Genomic DNA, 18,653 nt, shown 5'->3' with positions numbered 1-18,653 from the left:
TTTATGGCTGGCCCTACAGTTACTACGGCCAGAACGTCGATCCGAGGATCAGGCCGGCGAGGCCCGACCTGGTGAACAAGGCCGTTGTGCCCGACTACGCGCTAGGCTCGCATGTAGCTGCACTAGGTGTCGATTTCACCACCGACGGGGGTTTGGGTGGCCGGTTCGCCGAAGGCGCGTTCGTCGGGATGCACGGAAGCTGGAATCGAGCCGATCCGTCGGGCTATAAAGTCGTCTTCGTACCTTTCCGCGGCGGCCGCCCGAGCGGCGAACCCATCGATCTGCTCACAGGTTTTTTGAAAGACGGGCACGCGAGGGGGCGCCCCGTGGGCGTGACGTACGATGAGGCGCGTGGTGTACTATATGTCGCGGATGATGTGTCGAACACCGTTTGGCGTATCGCCCCACGCGGTGCAGCACGCCGTAACTCCTCGGGAGACACAACCCAGTTGCCTGGCGACCCACGGCCGCCGTCCACAGCACCCACCACCAGGTAACTCCGTTTGGTAGCGCCGCCCGAAACCGGGATGGCGCTTGCGTGCATCGGATGCGCGCCCTTGGTTCAAATATCAAATCGTACGCTCAACAGCCTTTTCGGGATTGAGTAGATCGGAACATCCGCGCAGGCAGCCCAGTTAGTCAACCATGCCTGGATTTCTTCTTATTGACCGTATCTTGGTGGTGTTGATCGCCACCGCGCTTCTCTGTGTTCCCTCGGTATCGCCGGCCCAGTCAACAACCGATGCCGAAGCGGGTATCGAGACGACACAAAGCGAAAGTCTTGATCTGAAAATCCCACCCTCGGTGCCGGAAACGGCATTTTCTGGCGCTCGTTCGCGCGTAGTGCTTGCCGCGCAGGTTATGCTCGATCGGAGCCGCCATTCGCCCGGCGTGATCGATGGTCTCATGGGCGGCAACACGATGCGGGCGATCCAGCATTTCCGACGAGCCCGCGGGCTTCCTGCCGAGGGAAGCATCGATCCGCAGCTTATGCGATCACTGATAAACTCGCAGGGCGGTGAGATTTTCCAGACCTACACGATCACGCGCGACGACGTGGACGGACCGTTCTTTCGTGTGCCCGACGCTATGTCGGCAATGGCAGCGCTGGAGCGTGTTGGCTGGACCTCGCCGCAGGAGCTGATCGCAGACCGGTTCCATATGGATCAGGACCTGCTTCGGGCGCTCAATCCCGAGGCCGATTTCAGCCGCGTGGGGACGCGGATCACTATTGTTGCGCATCGAGAGGAAACACTTCCTTCGCAGGTCGCCCGGATTGAGGTCCGCAAGTCGGACAATTCGGTCGTCGCTTTCGACGAGCGGGGCAATATCCTTGCCAGTTATCCCGCGACGGTGGGCAGCGCGCAATTTCCCAGCCCCTCCGGTTCGATGGAGGTGGTCGCGGTAGCGCCCGATGCAAACTATACCTTCGATCCGAGCGGGCGCGAATGGGGTCCCGACGAAACGCTGATCGTCCCGCCCGGGCCGAACAATCCGGTGGGCGGCATTTGGATCGATCTGAGCAAACCCGGATATGGCATCCACGGATCGCCCGACCCGCAACTGATCGGCAAGACCGCCAGCCATGGCTGCGTAAGACTTACCAACTGGGATGCGAAGGAACTGGCGGATGCGGTGCGCCAGGGGACGCGCGTGGTGTTCGCTAACCAAGCTGGAGGTGCATCGTGAGCGGCACCGACTATGCTGACCGGCGCCAGTTGATCAACCGCAACCAGATTGCCGCGCGCGGCTTTCGCGGCGAGGCGTTTCTGTCCGCCTTTGCCAAAGCCCCGCGCGAAACCTACGTCGATCACCGGATGGATGGGGGGGAAGTCGGGGCAGACGACCGATTGCTCGAGGTCGGGGCGGTAACGGGTTATGCCGCAGCCGTCCTCTCCCGCCCTGCTGGGCAGGTCCATGCGATCAAGTGGCACGAGGCGCTGGCAAGGCAGGCGGCGGCGCGGATTAGGGAGTTGGCCTACGACGATTGCGAGATCATTACGGGAGATGGTCTGAAGGGTCTGCCGAACGAGGCGTCCTTCGACGCGATTTTGGTGGCGGTGCGGTTCGATAGCGTGCCGGACGCGCTCAAGCGGTGATCCGCTGACAGTATGGAGTCTTCTGGCCTTCTTGCGGTACTCGCTCTCGCGCTGCTGCCTTCGCTGGGTAATCTTCTTGGCGTTGCGCTGGCCGAATGGCGCAAGCCGCCCGAATGGCTGGTCGGCGGCGCGCTCCATGCCGCTGCTGGGATCGCCACCGCGGTTGCCGCAATTGAGCTCATCCCGCGTTCGCAGGAGCGGATCGAGACCTGGCTGTTGGTCGTGGCGCTGATCGTCGGGGCAATCTGCTCCGCAAGTATCGCCAAAGCCACACGAAAGATCCGCGACCGAATGGGTAGCGCCGCAGGCCGTGCGACCACTTGGGGGGCCTATGCCGCAGTGGGCGTTGACTTGCTGACCGATGGACTGATGACCGGCGGCGGGGGAGCGGTGGCGCGCGAACTGGGGCTGCTGCTGGCCCTGTCTCAAGTGGCGGGCAACTTGCCGGGTGGCTTCGCCATCGCTGCGAATTTCCGCTCGGCAAAGATTACGCGCAGGCACCGGCTAAGCGCGCTGGCGATCTATCCGCTGCTTCCGGTGATCGGTGCGTTCGCGGGGTATACCGTGTTGGCCGGAGCGGGGGATGTGCTGACGGGCTTCGTGCTCGCTGTGTTCGCGGGCCTGCTACTGACCGCGACGATCGAGGATATGGTGCCCGAAGCCGACCAGCCCAAGGCTAAGCGCCGTATATCGAGCCCGTCCTTCGCACTGGGCTTCGGAGCACTCCTGTTGACTTCGACTTATCTTGGACAGTGACATGAGCCTTGCTGGCTTGTCTCTGTTCGCGCTCGTCCCGCTGTTCCTGACCGGAGCCGTGCTCGTCTGGTTCGCCGGAGCACGGCTGGCGGGCTATGCCGACACGATATCGCAGCGGAGTGGCATCGGACAGGCGACTATCGGCGTCATCTTGCTGGGCGCGGTGACTTCGTTGCCCGAAATCACCACCACCAGCGTCGCGGTAATCTCCGACAATCCGCGCATGGCGGTCAATAATCTCGTCGGCGGGGTCGCCTTTCAGGTGGTCGTCATCGCGCTGGCTGATCTGTTCGTGGGCAAAAATGCGCTGACCAGTATGGTGCCGGGGCCGCGCGTTATGCTCAACGCGGCAGTCAGCATCGTGCTTCTGGTGCTCGTGGCGCTGGGCGTGATGGTGGGCGACTGGGAATTATGGGGCATCGGGGTCGGCTTCTTCCCGGTGCTGACCGCCACAACCTATCTTTTGTGCCTCTGGCGGTTAGGGAGGAGCGTCTCTTCGAGAGGCTGGACGCCGGAAGCCTTGCCGGAGGTGGATCGACAAGAAGAAGCCCCTTCTGAGCTTTCCAATGCCCGACTTGTCGGCGTCACCGTAACAGCAGCCGTGCTGATCTGTGCAGGCGGCACACTCGTGACATTGGCGGCGGAGGGGATGGCCGAACAAACGGGTACCGATACCGGAGTGATGGGCCTGACCCTGCTCGCCTTCGCCACGTCACTGCCCGAACTCAGCACGGCAATTGCCGCGGTTCGCATCCGCCGTGTGGAATTGGCTATTGGCGATATACTGGGCGGCAACATGTTCGATGTGACACTGGTCCTGCTGATCGATATCTTGGCGGCGGGGCCGCTCGTACTCAATCAGGTCGATCGCAGCGCGATGGTGGCCGCGCTCCTCGGCATATTGCTGACCATGCTGGTCCTGATCGGCCTGCTCGAACGGCGGAACAAGGCCATGCTCCGCATGGGCTACGATTCAATCGCCGTGCTTGTCGCCTATAGTGCGGGATTGGCGGCGATCCTGGGCGGCGCCTTTGCCGAATGACTTTCCGACGATTGTAGAGCCCAGCTGTCCAATCCCGTGGCGGAGAAGGCGATGCCAAAGATGTCGATCGACAGTCACGAGGCCGCTACGGGTGAACTGCATCGCGTCCGGGCCGGTTTTGGAGACCGCTTTTTCCCTCGACGCGATGCCGGAAGAGGATGTTGCTGAATTCGGCAAGGATTATCCGCTTGGCCGCACCGCGCAGCCCGCCGAACTTGCGCCGCCATACGTCATGCTGGCGAGCGATGAAGCAAGCTACATTTCGGGAGCTACAATCGCCGTGACCGGCGGAAAACCGATGATGTGATCATTCGACTCTCTGATATTCGGAATGGGGGCAAGAACTGAGCCTCCGCGACAGGACTGTAGCGGCGGTGACGTCCGGGGGAGACAGTTGCAAGAGGGCCCGACAGTCAAGCCGGGCCCCCAATGCTCATAGCGCTAAGCTACCTGCGCCTTTTCATAATATTTGTGAACGCCAGACCGGAAATTATCGTCGTAGGCCTTGTGTCGTTCCTCGGAAGTGAAGCGCGGCCCTTCGCGAAGGGCATCTTCGTCGATGTTAAGGTGGTAGCCACCAAGGTCGGTATCATAATCGAGCTTCGACCAAGGGACGCAGTGCTTTTCATCACCCATTCCCAGGAAACCGCCGACCGACAAAACTGCTTCTGTTGCCTGTCCACCGCGCTTCTCGATCAATACGTGATCTACGTGGCCGATGTTTTTCCCGCCGCGATCAAAGACGGCTGTACCTTCGACGCGATCACTCGAAATAACAGCGGAATTCTTTTCTGCTTCAGTATGCATTGTGCCACTCCTTTGCTGAAACACACCAGACTACCCGAAAGCACATCGAGAACGGGCCGGTGCTACGGCAAAAAATGCCTTCGATTGAATGTTGATCCAGAACTCGTGGCCCCTGTCAGACAGGACGTTCAACAAGTGGGCTAAGAGGGCCATTGTGCGTTTACTTGCGGCTCGCTCTTGATCGTGTGCGACCAATGGTTCCCGTCATGCGACCGTTTAACAGCCATTGCCTTTGCCGTAGTGTGTGCAGATGATAATCTAAGCTCGGCCGTTGAGGCGGGGAAACGGCGCGCCAAGAGCGTGGATTTCGTTTCGTCGCCGGAAAGCGGATATTTAAAAGGCAAGGACGGGGGCCGGAAATCAATTTCAGAAGTGAGGTTGCTGATGAGTCACTACGTTCTGCATTCTTGGGACCAACGTTCTGCGGCGCGCGAAGAGATCGCTTTCGATAGCGTTTCAATTGCTGGAGCGCTGGACAAGGCGAAGAACATCGCGAGCGGGACCAAGGCCGACCTTTACGAAAACGGAAGACCTGTCTGCTCTATGGAACTGGTCGGCAAAACGGGGGTCTGGCTGATAGGTAAGCCAAACGAAAGCACGGAAGACTAATCAGGAAGCACTGAGCGCATCGCTGTGATCGGGCTAATATGCGCGTATTTTTCGCCTAGCCGATAAGCGTCAAAAGCGTGCGCCCGTAAATTATCTCTTGGCGTCTGTCGGACCATGATTCTTTAGACGCTTTGTCGTCATGCAATATCTGCAGTTTGATCGGACGCTACGATTGAGGAACGGTAGATGACCCCCGAGTTCGCTAAGCTATCCTCCTTGCGGACCAGAGCCAGCATCTGCTTAACGCCCGTATCGGCAATGCGGCGCGCGGCGTTGTGCGAATTGATGATCGCCTCCACCTCGATCCCGTTCATCAGGATCACGCGGCATCTCGTATAGGGATGGACCTCGCGGGTGTCGAAAGGTTTGCTCGTCAATTCCGACCAATTGCGGAACTGACGGTCGATCGGAATGCCTTTTTCTGTAAGTGGATTGAAAGACAAGGGCATCTCCTGAACCTAGTGTTGCAGGTTCGGACGAATGCAGAATCAATTTCAATTAGATCGATAGGTTCCGCCCAAGCTCTGCTTTTGACGATAAGAAATGTTATCTAACACGCTCACATTATTATGAAAAGTCGAGAAACCCGCGGAACAAGGGAAGGCTGGAACAAACTCGAACGTCCGGCGCTCACGGAGTATGACCACGACGAACTTCAGCCAATTGCTACGAGTGGCGCTTGATGACCTGCGGGAGGGCCGTCGCTCACTTGCGTGCAGGATGCAGAAAGTTGCTGTCGCAACAAACGATGCCGTTACGAGAGAGACCTTCCGTACTTTGATTACTCGGTCCAATGAAGAAGCAAACATCCTCGGCCAGATGCTGGGTGATCCTGATGGGAAACCTAATCTCTGGGCAAATGGCATAATGGACGATGCATTGCGCGACGTAGCGTCGACAGCGCAGGGACGGGTGCGAGACGTCGCCGTAATTGGAGCGATCCGCAAATTTCTGGCTGCTGACATCGTGTCGCTGGAAACGGCCATTGCGCTCGATCAGTACGAAGGGGCCGCGAAAAACCAAGCGTTAAATGCGTTTCGCCAGCAAGCTCGGGATACGGACCATCTGCTCCGTGAGCGCTTGGCGGAATTAACCCGGTCGCTTGCTGGGGAATGAGGTAAAGCCTCTTGGCATCTTCACCGAAACCATGCTCTAGCTCGTGCAGCACTGCAGGACAAAGAACGCGTTGAACTCGGCCGCGCGTCTCACGATCGCTGGATTTCTCGCCACTGCAATCGGCTTCGGTCCCGCGAGAGTCGGTCTAGGTCTCTTCATGCCCCAGTTCGCCGATGAGTTCGGCCTTTCGGTGGCCGATGGCGGGCATATCGCGAGTATCGCATTTTCCGCCTTTATGGTGGCTTTGCCAATAACTGCTATCTTTGTTTTTCGGCTCGGACCTCGCACTCCTGTCATTCTGGCCTGCCTGATGGCGTGCGCGGGATCAGTGCTGGTAGCTACTGCATCGAATGCGACAATGCTGACCGCAGGGATAGTCATCGCGGGATCCAGCGCAGGCCTGTGTTGGACCCCGTTCAACGATGCCGCGCGCCACAGTTTAACCGAAGATCGGCGAAATACGGCCCTCTCGATAATCGCGACAGGAACGGCCACCGGCGTAGTAATTGCAGGCGTTCTCTCATTATTTACAGGGATGGGCGCAATCCACTGGCGACACGCTTGGTGGGCCTTCGCCGGCATCGCCCTCTTAGCGGCAATCGTGGCGTGGTTCGGGACCCCGAAGCTCGAACAGAGGCAATCGATGAAGGGGTTCGCCCTTTCGCATTTCTATGGCCGCAAGGCTTGGCCGCTCCACACCCTCGCTTTGGTTTTCGGCGCGACTAACGCGGTCTTCATTACCTTCGCGGCGAAGCGCATAGCCGATACGGGAGGGCTGCCTAGCCTGGTATCGGACGGCGCTTCGGCCGTGGTCTTCATCAGTTACGGTATCCTGGGCTTAGTCGGCGTAGCGGCAGGGCGTCTGGTAGACCGGTTCGGTCTGAGCGGCGTGCTGCGCGTGATTTTCGCGGCTGCCGCCCTCTCGATGGTCCTCATCGCGTTCGCACCCAATGACTGGATCACCGTGATAACCGCAAGCGCATTTCACGGAGCAGCGCTCATGGTCGTCAGCGCGGTGATCTCTTTCTGGAGCCTGAGATTGTTCCCCGGATGGAGCACGACCGGATTCACTGCGGCCCTCATGGCGCTAGCGATCGGGAGCTTGATCGGACCGACTCTCGTGAGCGGAATAGCCGAAAAAATGGGAGGACAGGCGATGTTCGCCATCGCGGCGGTTCCGTCAGTCGTGATTGCTCTCTGGCCCGGGCGTTTGCCCGCCTTGCCGACCATCCGTTCAAGCCCGGCAGGCGATTGCGACCTCGCAACTGCGTCTGACAGATAAATCCGGCCTGAAATTTCACCGAAGAAAGCTCGGTAAAATTGGTCGCAACCCACCAACGCCTCGCCGAGAACGTCCGGAACGGTTTGAGAGGGAATTCGCTGCGTCATCATGTCGCGGAGAAAATCTATGTCTCAAAATTCGAAAATCGGCGCCGGATTGGGCGGCGTCGTTCTTACTGCCGGAGCGATCGCATTCGGAGCGTTCCTGTCCAACAGGCACCAAAATCGCGGATATGGCGATGCCGCCAACCATACCAAACGCCAGCCTGAAGGCGACACCGCGCAGGTCGGCCGATCAGTAACCATCCGCAAGCCGCGAGCCGAAATGTTCGCGTTCTGGTCGGACTTCTCCAACCTGCCGCAATTCATGGAGAATGTGGAAGCGATCGAAGCCGGCGCAGACGGGGTTTCAACCTGGCGGATCAAGGCCCCCGCGGGCCAGACGGTCGCGGTGAAAACCGAAATCGCCAGCAAGAAGCAGGACGAGGTGATCGCCTGGCGCTCGGTCGAGGATTCCGAGATCGAGACCAGCGGCGAGGTTCGCTTCGAGGATGCACCGGGCGAGCGCGGAACCAGGGTCAGCCTGGTGATGGCCTACGACCCGCCCGCAGGCGCGCTCGGCCGAGCGGTGGCGAAGCTGTTCCTGCGCGAGCCGCAGGTTCAGGCCCGGCATGATCTGAAGCGTTTCAAGATGCTCATGGAAACCGGAGAAATAGCGACATCGGCGCGAACGCGGGACGAAACCCGTGCAGCCAAGCAGGAGAACGGATGATGCGAGCACTTACCTGGCATGGAACCAACGACGTTCGCGTGGACACGGTCAGCGATCCGGAAATTATCAATCCCCGCGATGCGATCATCAAGATCACCAGCACGGCCATCTGCGGGTCCGACCTTCACCTATACGATGGCGTCATTCCCGGCGTGGCGCCGGGCGATGTGCTGGGCCATGAATTCATGGGCGAAGTCGTCGAGACGGGGTCTGCGAGCGATCTGAAGAAAGGGCAGCGCGTCGTCGTGCCGTTCACGATCAGCTGCGGCGGCTGTTTCCATTGCAAGCAGCAGCAATATTCCGCCTGCGACAATTCCAACCCGGCTGAAAAGCAGGATATGTCGGCGACGCTCTACGGCCAGCCGATGGCCGCGCTGTTCGGCTATTCGCACCTGACCGGCGGCTACTCGGGCGGACAGGCCGAATACGCCCGCGTGCCCTTTTCCGATGTCGGCCCGATCGTCGTTCCCGACCATCTAGAAGACGACAAGGTGCTGTTCCTCTCGGACATCCTCCCGACCGGCTGGATGGCGGCGGAAAATGCCGACATCCAGCCCGATGATACGGTTGCGGTGTGGGGCTGCGGCCCGGTCGGATTGTTCGCGATTCAGTCGGCCATCGTGATGGGCGCATCCAAGGTGATCGCGATCGACCACTATCCGAACCGCCTCGCGCTGGCGAAGCAGCTGGGCGCGGAGATCATCGACTTCCGCGAGACCAATGTGCGCGAGGCCCTGATGGAAATGTCGGGCGGGATCGGCGTGGATGCGGTAATCGACGCGGTCGGCATGGAATCGCACGGCTTCGCGATCGACAACATGTTCGACGTCGTGAAGCAGAAGGTCGGCATGGGGGCGGACCGCGCGAGCGCGCTGAAACAGGCGATCCTCGCGGTCCGGTTCGGCGGCAAGGTCTCGATCCCCGGCGTCTATGGCGGGATGACCGATAAATGGCCGCTCGGGGCGATGATGGAGAAGGGCCTGCAGGTCCGCGGCGGCCAGACCCATGTCCAGAAATATACCAAGCCGCTGCTCGAGAAGATCGAGGATGGCACGCTCGATACCACGTTCCTGATCAGCCACCGGCTGCCGCTCGAACAAGCAGCCGAGGGCTACAAGAATTTCAAGGAGCAGCAGAATGAATGGACCAAGGTCATTCTGAAGCCCGGGATGGAGAACTGATCATGGCCGGGAAAATCGACAGGCTGTCCGGGCTGTGCGTGATCACGGGTGCTTCGAGCGGCATCGGGCTCGAGCTCACGAAGCTGGCGGCCCGCGATGGGTGCGACCTGATCCTCGCCGCCGACCGCGATCTTGCGGCGGCCGAAGCAGCCGCGCGGCAGTGCGGTTCCGCTGGCGTCGAGACGGTCGAAGCCGATCTCGCCACCCGCGACGGCCTCAAGGCCCTCGTGACGGCGCTCGGCGACCGAACGCCCGATGTCCTGCTGGCCAATGCCGGCCATGGGCTGGGCGAAGCGTTCCTCGATCAGGAGTGGAAGGACGTCGCCCATGTCATCCACACCAATGTCACCGGCACGACCTGGCTGCTGCACCATGTCGGGCAGAAGATGCGGGCGAAGAATGCCGGCCGCATCCTCGTGACCGGTTCGATCGCGGGGCACATCCCGGGCGCTTTCCAGCTCGTCTACAACAGCACCAAGAGCTACATCGATTACTTCTGCTTCGGGCTTCGCAACGAGCTCAAGGATACCGATGTTGTCGTCTCGTGCCTGATGCCGGGGCCGACGGATACCCAGTTCTTCGACCGCGCCGGGCTCGAGAACACCGATGTCGGCAAATCGGACAGCAAGGACGATCCCGCCATGGTCGCCGAGGCAGGCTATAAGGCCCTTCTCGAAGGCGACGCGCACACGGTCAGCGGCTTCATGAACAAGGTCCAGGATATGTTCGCCGGCGTGATCCCCGACACGGTGCTTGCCCAGATGCACCGCCGCATGGCCGAACCCGACGATCGCTGAGGCCGCACGCCTTCGCCAGTCTGCAAGAAACCGAGGAGAATACCTATGCCTCTCACCGCCATCGCCCTGAACTGCTCGCTCAAGAAATCTTTGGGCGAAGCAAGCTCGACCGACGCCATGATCGCCGTGCTGAAAGAGCATCTGGCCGAGCAGGATGTCGAACTGGCCGAAACCATCCGCATCGCCGATTACAATGTACCCCCGGGCGTAACGTCGAACGAGGGCGAGGGCGAGGGCGAGGGCGACGACTGGCCGGCTATCCGCGAGAAAATCCTGAGCCACGACATCCTCGTTTTCGGCGGGCCGATCTGGATGGGCCAGATCGGGTCGGTCGCCAAACGCGTGCTCGAACGCATGGATGCCTTCACCAGCGAAACCGATGGCCAAGGCCGGATGCCGAGCTTCGGCAAGGTGGCGATTGCCGCGATCGTCGGCAATGAAGATGGCGCGCACTGGAGCTCGGCGCAGCTGTTCCAGTCGCTCAACGACACCGGCTGGACGATCCCGGCGGGCGCGGCCTGCTATTGGGTCGGCGAGGCGATGGGCAGCACCGACTTCAAGGAGTTCGCCGAAACCCCCGATGCGGTGACCGAGACCGCGCAGATGTGCGCGATCAATGCCGCGCATCTCGCCAAACTACTTGCAGGCGACACCTACCCCGGGACGAAGGCCTGACGGCCCGGAACGCTCACACTCCGTAATCTCTTGGGAGACCATCATGGGACAAGGAACCACCAGCCGGATCGAGCCGCCCCTGCCTGAGCAGCAACAGCGTGTTCCGGGCGCGACCGAGGCAATGCACCCCAAGCCCGATCACGGCGAAGACAGCTACGAGGGCTCCGGCCGTCTCGAAGGAAAAAGGGTCGTCATCACCGGCGGTGACAGCGGGATCGGTCGCGCGGTCGCAATCGCCTTCGCGCGCGAAGGCGCGGATGTGCTGATAGCCTATCTGTGCGAGGATCACGACGCGCAGGAAACGAAGGAATGGGTCGAAAAAGCCGGACGCAAATGCGCCTTGATGCGCGGCGATATCAGCGATGCGGCGCATTGCCGGGCGATTATCGACGAGGCTGCCCACACCTTCGGCGGGATCGATGTGCTGGTAAACAACGCTGCCCACCAGATGACTTTCAGGACGTTGGAGGACATTCCCGACGAGGAATGGGAGCGGACCTTCGCCACCAACATCCACGCGATGTTCTATCTTGCCAAAGCCGCTTTGCCCCACATGGGTGAAGGCAGTTCGATCATCAATTCGGCATCGATCAATTCCGACCAGCCCAATCCCACGCTGCTGCCCTATGCGACCACGAAGGGGGCGATCCAGAATTACACGGCAGGCCTCGCGCAGCTGCTGGCAGACCGGAAAATCCGCGTGAACTGCGTCGCGCCCGGGCCGGTCTGGACACCGCTTATCCCCTCTACGATGCCCGAAGAGGACGTCGCCGAATTCGGGAAAGATTATCCGCTTGGCCGCCCGGCGCAGCCCGCCGAACTCGCGCCGCCATACGTCATGCTGGCGAGCGATGAAGCGAGCTACATCTCGGGAGCCACAATCGCCGTTACCGGCGGCAAACCGATGATGTGATCTGCCGGCTGCCCGAGTAAGGGGGCGATACAGCGCAGCTGACCAGTTTGGGCTGCTCCGACGAATACGCGGATCTGAGGCGGACGCCTATTCGTCGGGCGACCTTCCGATCGAGCGCGCGATGTTGCGATCCTCCTTGCCGAACTTGTCTTCGGCAACCCGCAGGACCGTGATCATGATCAGGCTGACTACGGTCAGTATTGCCACCAGGGGCCATTGCGCGGCACCGCAGGCGATGCCCACCATGGCCGCAGCCGAAACACAAATCAGGCCATGCGTTCGCATGCCGGCGGCATGGCCGCGCCATTCGCGATCAAGCCCCAGCACCAGACCGAGAATCGCAGCCACGCCAAGCCGGCTGATGATATCCCAATCGAGCCATTCGAGGGATGTGACAGGGTTGAGTTCCATGATTGGCTGCTCCGCTTTCTGCCCGGATCCCGGGATGGGTCTTTCCGCTCGCCGCAAGCTGATAGGACAATCAACCCGAGTGCTGCAATTGCTGGGTTGGCTGCTCTCTCCCGCCGACAGCCGGCCAGGCCCCTACGATAACCCGTTGCAAACGTGAGACAATATCTTCCTGGGACCCTTGCCCCATACGGGGTCGCTCATATATTTTCTTAGCGCGGACGGGTACTCGACACGACACGAGGAGAAACGTGATGGCGAAGGGAGACAAGGACAAATACACCGACAAGCCGCCGCTATCGCCGAGCGCCATCGCCGCTTGACCTGGCTGGCGCCCAGCCGTGACGAAAGCAGCGTCGGCCCAGTGCTTACCTCGGAAGCGGTGGAAATCTGGGCGGCGCGCGACGAGCGCAAGCCCGATGACGAGGCCAAACGCCCCAGCATACAGGGGGGACGCGAGCGCGGCCTGATCCTGCACAAGCTTCTCGAAGAGGTGTTGACCGGCGAGACCGCTCCAGACAGCGCCGCGCTGACCGATCGGGCGCGCTCGCTCATCGCGGCGCTCGGCTGGCCGGCGGTCGAAGACCCGTCACAGGGCCTTTCACCCGCTGAACTTGTCGGCTGCGTCTCCCGCACGCTTGCCTTGCCCGAAATCGCAGAGCTTCGTCCCGTCCTCAGCCCGGAGCTCCCGGTCTATGCGTCAACATTCCTCAATGAGGTTGAGCAGGCGTCCGCCGGCATCGTCGACGCCATCGGCTGGGCCCCCGATGGGACGCCGCAGGTGGTCATCGACTGGAAGAGCGACGTCCAGCCAACGCCTGAGACGGTCGATCACTACCGCGCTCAGGTGCGGGCCTATCTGGATATGACCGGCACCACGCGCGGCCTGATCGTGCTGGTGACGACCGGCGAAATCATCGCTGTAGCGCCGTCGCCGCTCGAGGCCTAGTCGCCTGCGGTAGGGGGAAACCGATGCTGACCCGCGCGAGCGCCGCAAAACCTGCTCGGAACTGAGACGACGCCCGACGACCTCGCCAAACTGCAATTCCGATTGCAGCCATAGCGCCTGGCGACCTATCCGCAGAACGGTCTAATCGTCGCACAGCGCACTCCTTTGCAATGAGGGCTAAAATCTAAAGAGTGGCAGTTTCCTAGATCAGCAAGTCTAACTCTAACCGGCAGAGATTAGGATGCAAAGCGGCCGTGGCCGACTGATGATCTTCTTAAGAACGAAAGGAGGTGGCTCTCTGGACGAGAGCGGAAAAAGGCATGCGATCCCCGCGGCCTATGGAGACTTGAAATGACTCAGATTGAACAGCAGAACCGCATCGCCAACTTCTTTGCCGCCCTTGCTCGCCTGCTGAGCGGCCAGTCCGGACGCTTCACTGAATTCCGAGACAAGGTGGACATAATGCTGAGCGGTACGGCTCCTCACGCTTTCGGCCTGATGCAGTTCGCTTCCCGGGTCCAGACAACTGGCCGCCCGCTCCTCTGGGTTCATCAGTCTGCAGAATGCCCTGTTCCGCAGATCGGCCTGATCGCGCAGATGGGAGGGGGGATGCACTACATCGAGAGCTGCATGCTCTGCCTGACTGGCGAAGACGACCGCGCGACCCTCGTACCAGACGGCTTCAATCTGGGCGCGTACAGATTCGACGATGCGCTCGATCTGCACCACATCACGGAAGCACCGGCCTCGACCTTCGAATCGGCAAATGGTGACATGGTGAGGGCCTACAACCGACTTATGGCGATCCAAGCCGAGCAGTGGGAGCGGGGTGATACCTTCGACCTGCCTTACCTCGCCCAGGCGGCCTAAATTTCATAGTGCGCCGGATCGTCCATGGACGATCCGGCATCGCCACACAGGATCTATCTTCGTTGGTCGATTGCCCTGAGCATAACGGTTTTGGCGCGAATAACTTGACGCTTCTTAACCAGCGAAGGTTAACGGCAGTGATTGAACCGTTAGTATTCGGCCGATTGCGGGCTACGCGATAAGCGGTTGGTCGGATTGGAGCAGGTTGTGTCCGGCTACACCCGTACGGGTGAATGTTGTGGAGGGCCTCTAGAAATGGCGGGAAGTGGGCCGTGACCGGACTGCCCACTGTTGGAATGGTCATCTCGTGAAAGCAGACATCCCCTCATAATCATCGCAGCTGCTTGAGGCGGTAGCGATCATGCTGTTGGGGGGGAGGGGGAGATGAGCTCGGGCGACCTCTAGAGCAGTGTTCGACACTGTTAAAAGCGACAGTGTCTCCTGCGCCGTCCTGGTTGTTGCCTCGTGCGCGGCTGCCGCATGCGAGATAGATCTGGCTTACGGCATCTTAACGCATACAGTCAGGAATCGGAACTGGAAGAGCATGCTGAAATGTTGCGCGCACTGGCGCCGCGCGCGCTCCCTCGATCTCGCATTCAAACGGGCGCTCGACGCGGTCGAAAAGTGGATCGGCGAAATGAAGGTCAGATAGGCAATAGAAGACAACCTAGCAGTCGCTGCGAGACAGGGGGACAAGCAGCCTTTCCGCCAATGCAACAAAATAAATCTGAAAAGCTGATCCGTTGTGTCCATATCTTTGTTGAAGGAGGCTGGAATGCGAAAAGTGCGCGAAAAGATTATGGCCCGGGCAATGATCAGCAGAAGCTGTGCGAACTTCCTTTCCGACGTCGATCTCAAGCCGGGGATCGCTCAGTCCGGAGGTGCCTTGAACAAGCACCAGCACCAGAAGATAAGGTTTCGGTCCAAGTACGATTGTTGGTCAGAAACGGACATCGTGCTCGAAAAACGGGGCTCGTTATTAGCTGGATCGATGGAGCATGCACGGTTCGCAAAACGAGCAACGCTTGACCTCGAGTACAGGTGGTTTCGCTTCCGTGAAAGCAAGAACGGCTTTTCCATGCTTGCAATCTGGGACAAGGAGCTTCCCGCGACGATCTGTGCTGCAGGCTCCTCGGGGAACTACCGTTTGCTCGACCTAGTAGATTTTTCCGATTTCAAACCCTTGTTCTTCGTGCGTTCGAACCCGGTAGTCCATTCCTTAAAAAATGTTACGAGAATGCGCCGTAGTCCCGAAATGCAAAGGTCTGGAGGGGAGCGACGGCGATGTAAAGCTCTTCTCATTACCATGAAGGATGAATGGTCGAAAAGTTTCTGGGGCTATTGGTCTCCTGAAGCAGGATATCTATCGACCATGGACGCTCCGTGAGCGAGAGCGCGACGCGAGAGCAATTAGCGCATGATGCCATGCGGGTGCCTGATAAAAAATCTGGCAGGCCGATTATTCAAGCAGTTCTTGATTGACCAAGGTAACGTCAGCATATGAGCTGTTCGTCTCCGCCAATTGCAATTTACGCAATGGGCGGTCGGTCGCATTGCAGCAGGTTTGGTATGCCTACACTCATAGAGATTTATGCAGTGGACGGTTATCCCATCAGCTGAAAATACCAGTTGCAAGACGGGATTCCGTTGCGGGGCATCCAGGCCGTTCGGAGTTGAAGGAGAAGCGATCCCTTGGGTTTGGAGCGGCCTTGCTGACCTCGCTTGCGCTCCGCAAATCCTGTCTAAGTGCGTTTCGCGGCTTCGTCGTCCCGGTCTAGTCGATCCTCCCGACGTATGTTGGCGACGAAGGCGCGGAGCACGGCGCTTTGATCGTCGAACACGATGGCGGAATCGAAGTGCTCCCGTACTTTGTCCACGATCTCCGGGACACTCTGGGCTTCGGGACTGGCATCCGCCCATCTTCGACCGGGATGCAGGGTGTCGAACGGCGATTTGTTGTTCGCGCGCGTCGTCGCCGAGTCCCCGTGCTTCCCGAGACCGTACAGTATTCCGGTCTCGTTGTTCCAGATCGGGCGGAACATGCGTATGAGATGACTCTCCGCCGCCGCCTGGTAGCCGGTCTGGACCGCGAGTGCGCGGCAGTCGAAGTCGGCGATGTCCACACCGTTGACCTTATCGATGTTCCGGCGGTGCTCGTTTAGTCGGTCGGCGAGCTTCGTCCCCTGATCGATTGCCGTCTTCGGATTCCCCTTGGGATCAGCCTTGCCGACGTAGATCGGTGTTTCGGTCCCGCTGATCGGGGCGTAGAGCGGGTTTCCGCCATTATAGTAGATGGCGTAGACGCCCGAGCCATAGAACCGTCCGAGGCTGGCGAGCGATCTTCGGTCCTGCGCGACGAGAGCAAGCGCCACGAAGTTCCCGATCAGGGTCGGCTCGGCGGGATCGAAGAACGCGTCAGGAAGCTCGTTCGGATCGATCTTGCGCGTAAGGCGATCGAGGCGGTCCCGCATGGAATCGATGCTTGCAACCAGTTTCTTTCGGGCCGGAGCGGTGAGTTCGCCAGTCCGGGTGCTCTCGAGCAGGCGCTCGATCCCGGCGAGGAGCTGTGCGGCCTTCTCGATCGACGGATCGCGAGGCATGCCTACTTGTTGTCGACACTATGTTGGGAAAGGACGCCCGCGACGCTGCGCGCGACCCGTTCCGCGAGCGTCACTGGGACGGCGTTGCCGATCTGACGCATCGCCTCGGACCACGCGCCCTCTATCCTGTAGCGGTCGGGGAAGGTCTGCAGCCGCGCGCTCTCGCGCACGGTGAAGTAGCGTACCGAACCATCGGTGTTAGCCAACATGTTCTCTCCACCGGGCACTCCGTGAACTCCCGCCTTCAGAGCCTTCGCCGCGTCGTCGAGGGGACTTCCAGTGTGACCGGGATAGCTTTTCGCGCCGGGTTGGAAGCGATGCCCGAGAAACCCGCTGGATCCGTTCGGCCCGATATCGGGGGCCGGTAGGTCCGAGATGGCGTCGCGGACCGTCCTCCAGGGAATTGCACCCGGCTTCTCGATGAGTTTCTCCGCGCGCGCCCGCAGCCTTTCGGCGTTCCACCATTGATCCGCTCGTCGAATCCCGTGCCGATCGTGGTAGTCGCCATGCAGCTGATCCCACAGCAGCGCGTCCTGGGAGTGGGTCGGTTCGGGGAAGGACCACCGGACCCCGAGATCCATCCGGAAACCGACGAAGAACACCCGATGCCGTTTTTGCGGCACGCCATAGTCAGCTGCGTTCAGGACCTCGGCCACCAGCCGATATTCCAGCCCCCGGTCGCCGCGAGATCCCGTGTGATGGCACTCCAGTCGCCGTAGGTGGGTAGCCCAGTCTTCACCATCCCTTGCGACGAGTTCGGGATACTGCATCTGCAGCTTGACGTATTCGTAGTACGAGGCGAACCGCTCGCGGGTGAGCCCCCGAACGTTCTCGAAGATGAACGCGCGAGGCTTGATTTCTCGCACCGCGCGTACCGCTTCGGGGAACATGTCGCGCCGGTCGGCCTGCGCCTTGTGGCGACCGCCGACCGAAAAGGGCTGGCAGGGTGGCCCCCCTGACACGAGTTCTACCTTTCCCTCGTGCTCGACGAAACTGGCGTCGCGCACGTCGCTCTCGATGCTCAGTGGCCACTTTCGAGTATCCGCCAGCCGCGCCCTTCGATTGGCCAGCAGCGTTCGTTGGCAATTGGGCTCCCATTCGACGATCCGGGTCGGCTCGAAGCCGGCGCGGCTGATGCCGATGCCAAGCCCGCCCGCGCCGGCGAACAGTTCGACCGCCTTCATCCGGCATCGTCCAGGAAGGTTTGCACACGAAGCCCCATAGCACTCTCGTCCCTAGTCTCGCATTCCCAGATCACCAAGACGTCCCAACCCAGTTTCCGCAACTTCGCGATGTTTCGTTCATCGCGTTCACGATTGCCCTCGAGCTTGGCCACCCAGAATTCGACGCGGGACTTGGGTATCCGCGCGAGCTTGCAGGAAGGAGCCTCGTGCCGGTGCCAGAAACATCCGTGCACGAAGATGACCTTCCGCCGAGGGCCGAAGACGAGATCCGGGCTGCCGGGAAGCGAACGTCGATGCAGGCGGTAACGATAGCCCATGCGGTGGACCAGGCGTCGAACTCGCAGCTCCGGCTTCGTGTCCTTCCCGCGTACGCGCGCCATGCGCGCGGAGCGTTCCAATGGGTTGAGGCTGTCCACCATCGTCGCGACTGTCCAAACTCGGCGGTGTCTTCTTGCGCATGCCGCGTCTCCGGTTTGTTCTTCCATATCCATGGCGCGAAATCCAGTCCCGCCGACGGCTGTGCGGCGGAGTGAACTGGCGTCCGTGGAACACGCGGCCGGTGTCCTTCCGTGACGGTCGGAAATGTCCTAGCAA

Annotated in this window: 22 protein-coding genes and 1 pseudogene; 17 read left to right on the top strand and 6 right to left on the bottom strand. The window is 60.5% G+C overall.

Annotation, left to right across the window (positions count from 1 at the left end; all coding sequences use genetic code 11):
- From P8R33_RS05210 to P8R33_RS05185, 6 genes and pseudogenes are all read left to right on the top strand, one after another.
- A pseudogene (locus P8R33_RS05210) lies at nt 1-497 on the top strand (sorbosone dehydrogenase family protein); the annotation flags it as partial.
- Nucleotides 498-804: 307 nt separating this feature from the next.
- Complete coding sequence (locus P8R33_RS05205) at nt 805-1,689, top strand: L,D-transpeptidase family protein (RefSeq protein WP_370301163.1); 885 nt, start codon at nt 805-807, stop codon at nt 1,687-1,689.
- Entirely contained in the window at nt 1,686-2,099 is a 414-nt protein-coding gene (locus P8R33_RS05200; protein ID WP_224801996.1) for a protein-L-isoaspartate O-methyltransferase family protein, read from the top strand. Before P8R33_RS05205 ends, P8R33_RS05200 begins: the two co-directional genes overlap by 4 nt.
- Nucleotides 2,100-2,111: 12 nt before the next feature.
- A complete protein-coding gene (locus P8R33_RS05195) occupies nt 2,112-2,855 on the top strand; it encodes a ZIP family metal transporter (protein ID WP_224801997.1) in 744 nt (247 codons plus the stop codon).
- 1 nt (nt 2,856) lies between these two features.
- Nucleotides 2,857-3,897 (top strand): sodium:calcium antiporter, encoded by a 1,041-nt coding sequence (locus P8R33_RS05190; protein WP_063511751.1) that lies wholly within the window; start codon nt 2,857-2,859, stop codon nt 3,895-3,897.
- Nucleotides 3,898-3,988: 91 nt separating this feature from the next.
- Nucleotides 3,989-4,204, top strand: a complete 216-nt coding sequence (locus P8R33_RS05185; RefSeq protein WP_318245739.1) for an SDR family oxidoreductase — start codon at nt 3,989-3,991, stop codon at nt 4,202-4,204.
- Nucleotides 4,205-4,338: 134 nt separating this feature from the next.
- Here P8R33_RS05185 and P8R33_RS05180 read toward each other — a convergent pair whose 3' ends face one another.
- On the bottom strand, nt 4,339-4,704 hold the full coding sequence (locus P8R33_RS05180; protein ID WP_278327900.1) for a PRC-barrel domain-containing protein: 366 nt from the start codon (nt 4,702-4,704) through the stop codon (nt 4,339-4,341).
- A 300-nt stretch (nt 4,705-5,004) separates the two neighbouring features.
- Here P8R33_RS05180 and P8R33_RS05175 point away from each other — a divergent pair, with 300 nt between their 5' ends.
- Complete coding sequence (locus tag P8R33_RS05175) at nt 5,005-5,313, top strand: hypothetical protein (RefSeq protein WP_156494034.1); 309 nt, start codon at nt 5,005-5,007, stop codon at nt 5,311-5,313.
- A gap of 137 nt (nt 5,314-5,450) precedes the next feature.
- On the opposite strand, the gene P8R33_RS05170 is transcribed toward P8R33_RS05175, so the two are convergent.
- A complete protein-coding gene (locus tag P8R33_RS05170) occupies nt 5,451-5,762 on the bottom strand; it encodes a hypothetical protein (RefSeq protein ID WP_050599277.1) in 312 nt (103 codons plus the stop codon).
- Between the two features lie 190 nt (nt 5,763-5,952).
- On the opposite strand from P8R33_RS05170, the gene P8R33_RS05165 reads away from it, so the two are divergent.
- The 7 genes from P8R33_RS05165 to P8R33_RS05135 all read left to right on the top strand — a co-directional run bounded on the left by P8R33_RS05165 (nt 5,953) and on the right by P8R33_RS05135 (nt 12,048).
- A complete protein-coding gene (locus P8R33_RS05165; RefSeq protein WP_157052051.1) occupies nt 5,953-6,429 on the top strand; it encodes a hypothetical protein in 477 nt (158 codons plus the stop codon).
- 43 nt (nt 6,430-6,472) lie between these two features.
- Nucleotides 6,473-7,711, top strand: a complete 1,239-nt coding sequence (locus P8R33_RS05160) for an MFS transporter (protein WP_278327899.1) — start codon at nt 6,473-6,475, stop codon at nt 7,709-7,711.
- Nucleotides 7,712-7,837: 126 nt separating this feature from the next.
- On the top strand, nt 7,838-8,482 hold the full coding sequence (locus P8R33_RS05155; RefSeq protein ID WP_082835583.1) for an SRPBCC family protein: 645 nt from the start codon (nt 7,838-7,840) through the stop codon (nt 8,480-8,482).
- Complete coding sequence (locus P8R33_RS05150; RefSeq protein ID WP_278327945.1) at nt 8,482-9,663, top strand: zinc-dependent alcohol dehydrogenase; 1,182 nt, start codon at nt 8,482-8,484, stop codon at nt 9,661-9,663. Before P8R33_RS05155 ends, P8R33_RS05150 begins: the two co-directional genes overlap by 1 nt.
- A 2-nt stretch (nt 9,664-9,665) precedes the next feature.
- The gene (locus tag P8R33_RS05145) at nt 9,666-10,460 is read left to right on the top strand and encodes an SDR family NAD(P)-dependent oxidoreductase (protein WP_278327898.1); all 795 of its coding nucleotides are present in this window, start codon (nt 9,666-9,668) and stop codon (nt 10,458-10,460) included.
- Nucleotides 10,461-10,505: 45 nt separating this feature from the next.
- Nucleotides 10,506-11,135, top strand: coding sequence for a flavodoxin family protein (locus P8R33_RS05140; protein WP_278327897.1), 630 nt, complete (start codon nt 10,506-10,508; stop codon nt 11,133-11,135).
- A gap of 43 nt (nt 11,136-11,178) precedes the next feature.
- On the top strand, nt 11,179-12,048 hold the full coding sequence (locus P8R33_RS05135) for an SDR family oxidoreductase (protein ID WP_278327896.1): 870 nt from the start codon (nt 11,179-11,181) through the stop codon (nt 12,046-12,048).
- Nucleotides 12,049-12,135: 87 nt separating this feature from the next.
- Here the strand turns inward: P8R33_RS05135 and P8R33_RS05130 are convergent, their stop codons facing one another.
- Nucleotides 12,136-12,459, bottom strand: coding sequence for an MgtC/SapB family protein (locus P8R33_RS05130; protein WP_278327895.1), 324 nt, complete (start codon nt 12,457-12,459; stop codon nt 12,136-12,138).
- Between the two features lie 316 nt (nt 12,460-12,775).
- Here P8R33_RS05130 and P8R33_RS05125 point away from each other — a divergent pair, with 316 nt between their 5' ends.
- The 3 genes from P8R33_RS05125 (at nt 12,776) to P8R33_RS05115 (ending at nt 15,662) form a co-directional block, all read left to right on the top strand.
- Nucleotides 12,776-13,405 carry a PD-(D/E)XK nuclease family protein gene (locus P8R33_RS05125; RefSeq protein WP_278327894.1) on the top strand — a complete coding sequence of 210 codons (630 nt, stop codon included), beginning with the start codon at nt 12,776-12,778 and terminating at the stop codon, nt 13,403-13,405.
- 351 nt (nt 13,406-13,756) lie between these two features.
- Entirely contained in the window at nt 13,757-14,275 is a 519-nt protein-coding gene (locus P8R33_RS05120; protein WP_278327893.1) for a hypothetical protein, read from the top strand.
- Nucleotides 14,276-15,050: 775 nt separating this feature from the next.
- Nucleotides 15,051-15,662, top strand: coding sequence for a hypothetical protein (locus P8R33_RS05115; RefSeq protein WP_067468607.1), 612 nt, complete (start codon nt 15,051-15,053; stop codon nt 15,660-15,662).
- A 355-nt stretch (nt 15,663-16,017) separates the two neighbouring features.
- Here P8R33_RS05115 and P8R33_RS05110 read toward each other — a convergent pair whose 3' ends face one another.
- Genes P8R33_RS05110 through P8R33_RS05100 form a run of 3 tightly spaced genes read right to left on the bottom strand, consistent with a single transcriptional unit; the run spans nt 16,018 to nt 18,478 of the window.
- Entirely contained in the window at nt 16,018-16,875 is an 858-nt protein-coding gene (locus P8R33_RS05110) for an Eco29kI family restriction endonuclease (RefSeq protein WP_278327892.1), read from the bottom strand.
- Nucleotides 16,876-16,877: 2 nt separating this feature from the next.
- A complete protein-coding gene (locus P8R33_RS05105) occupies nt 16,878-18,059 on the bottom strand; it encodes a DNA cytosine methyltransferase (protein ID WP_278327891.1) in 1,182 nt (393 codons plus the stop codon).
- Nucleotides 18,056-18,478 (bottom strand): very short patch repair endonuclease, encoded by a 423-nt coding sequence (locus tag P8R33_RS05100; protein WP_278327890.1) that lies wholly within the window; start codon nt 18,476-18,478, stop codon nt 18,056-18,058. The genes P8R33_RS05105 and P8R33_RS05100 overlap by 4 nt, the downstream gene beginning before the upstream one ends.
- Nucleotides 18,479-18,653: the final 175 nt, after the last annotated feature.

The organism is Qipengyuania flavescens, assembly GCF_029688735.1.
GTDB lineage: Bacteria > Pseudomonadota > Alphaproteobacteria > Sphingomonadales > Sphingomonadaceae > Qipengyuania.
This window is presented reverse-complemented; position numbering and strand designations above follow the sequence as displayed.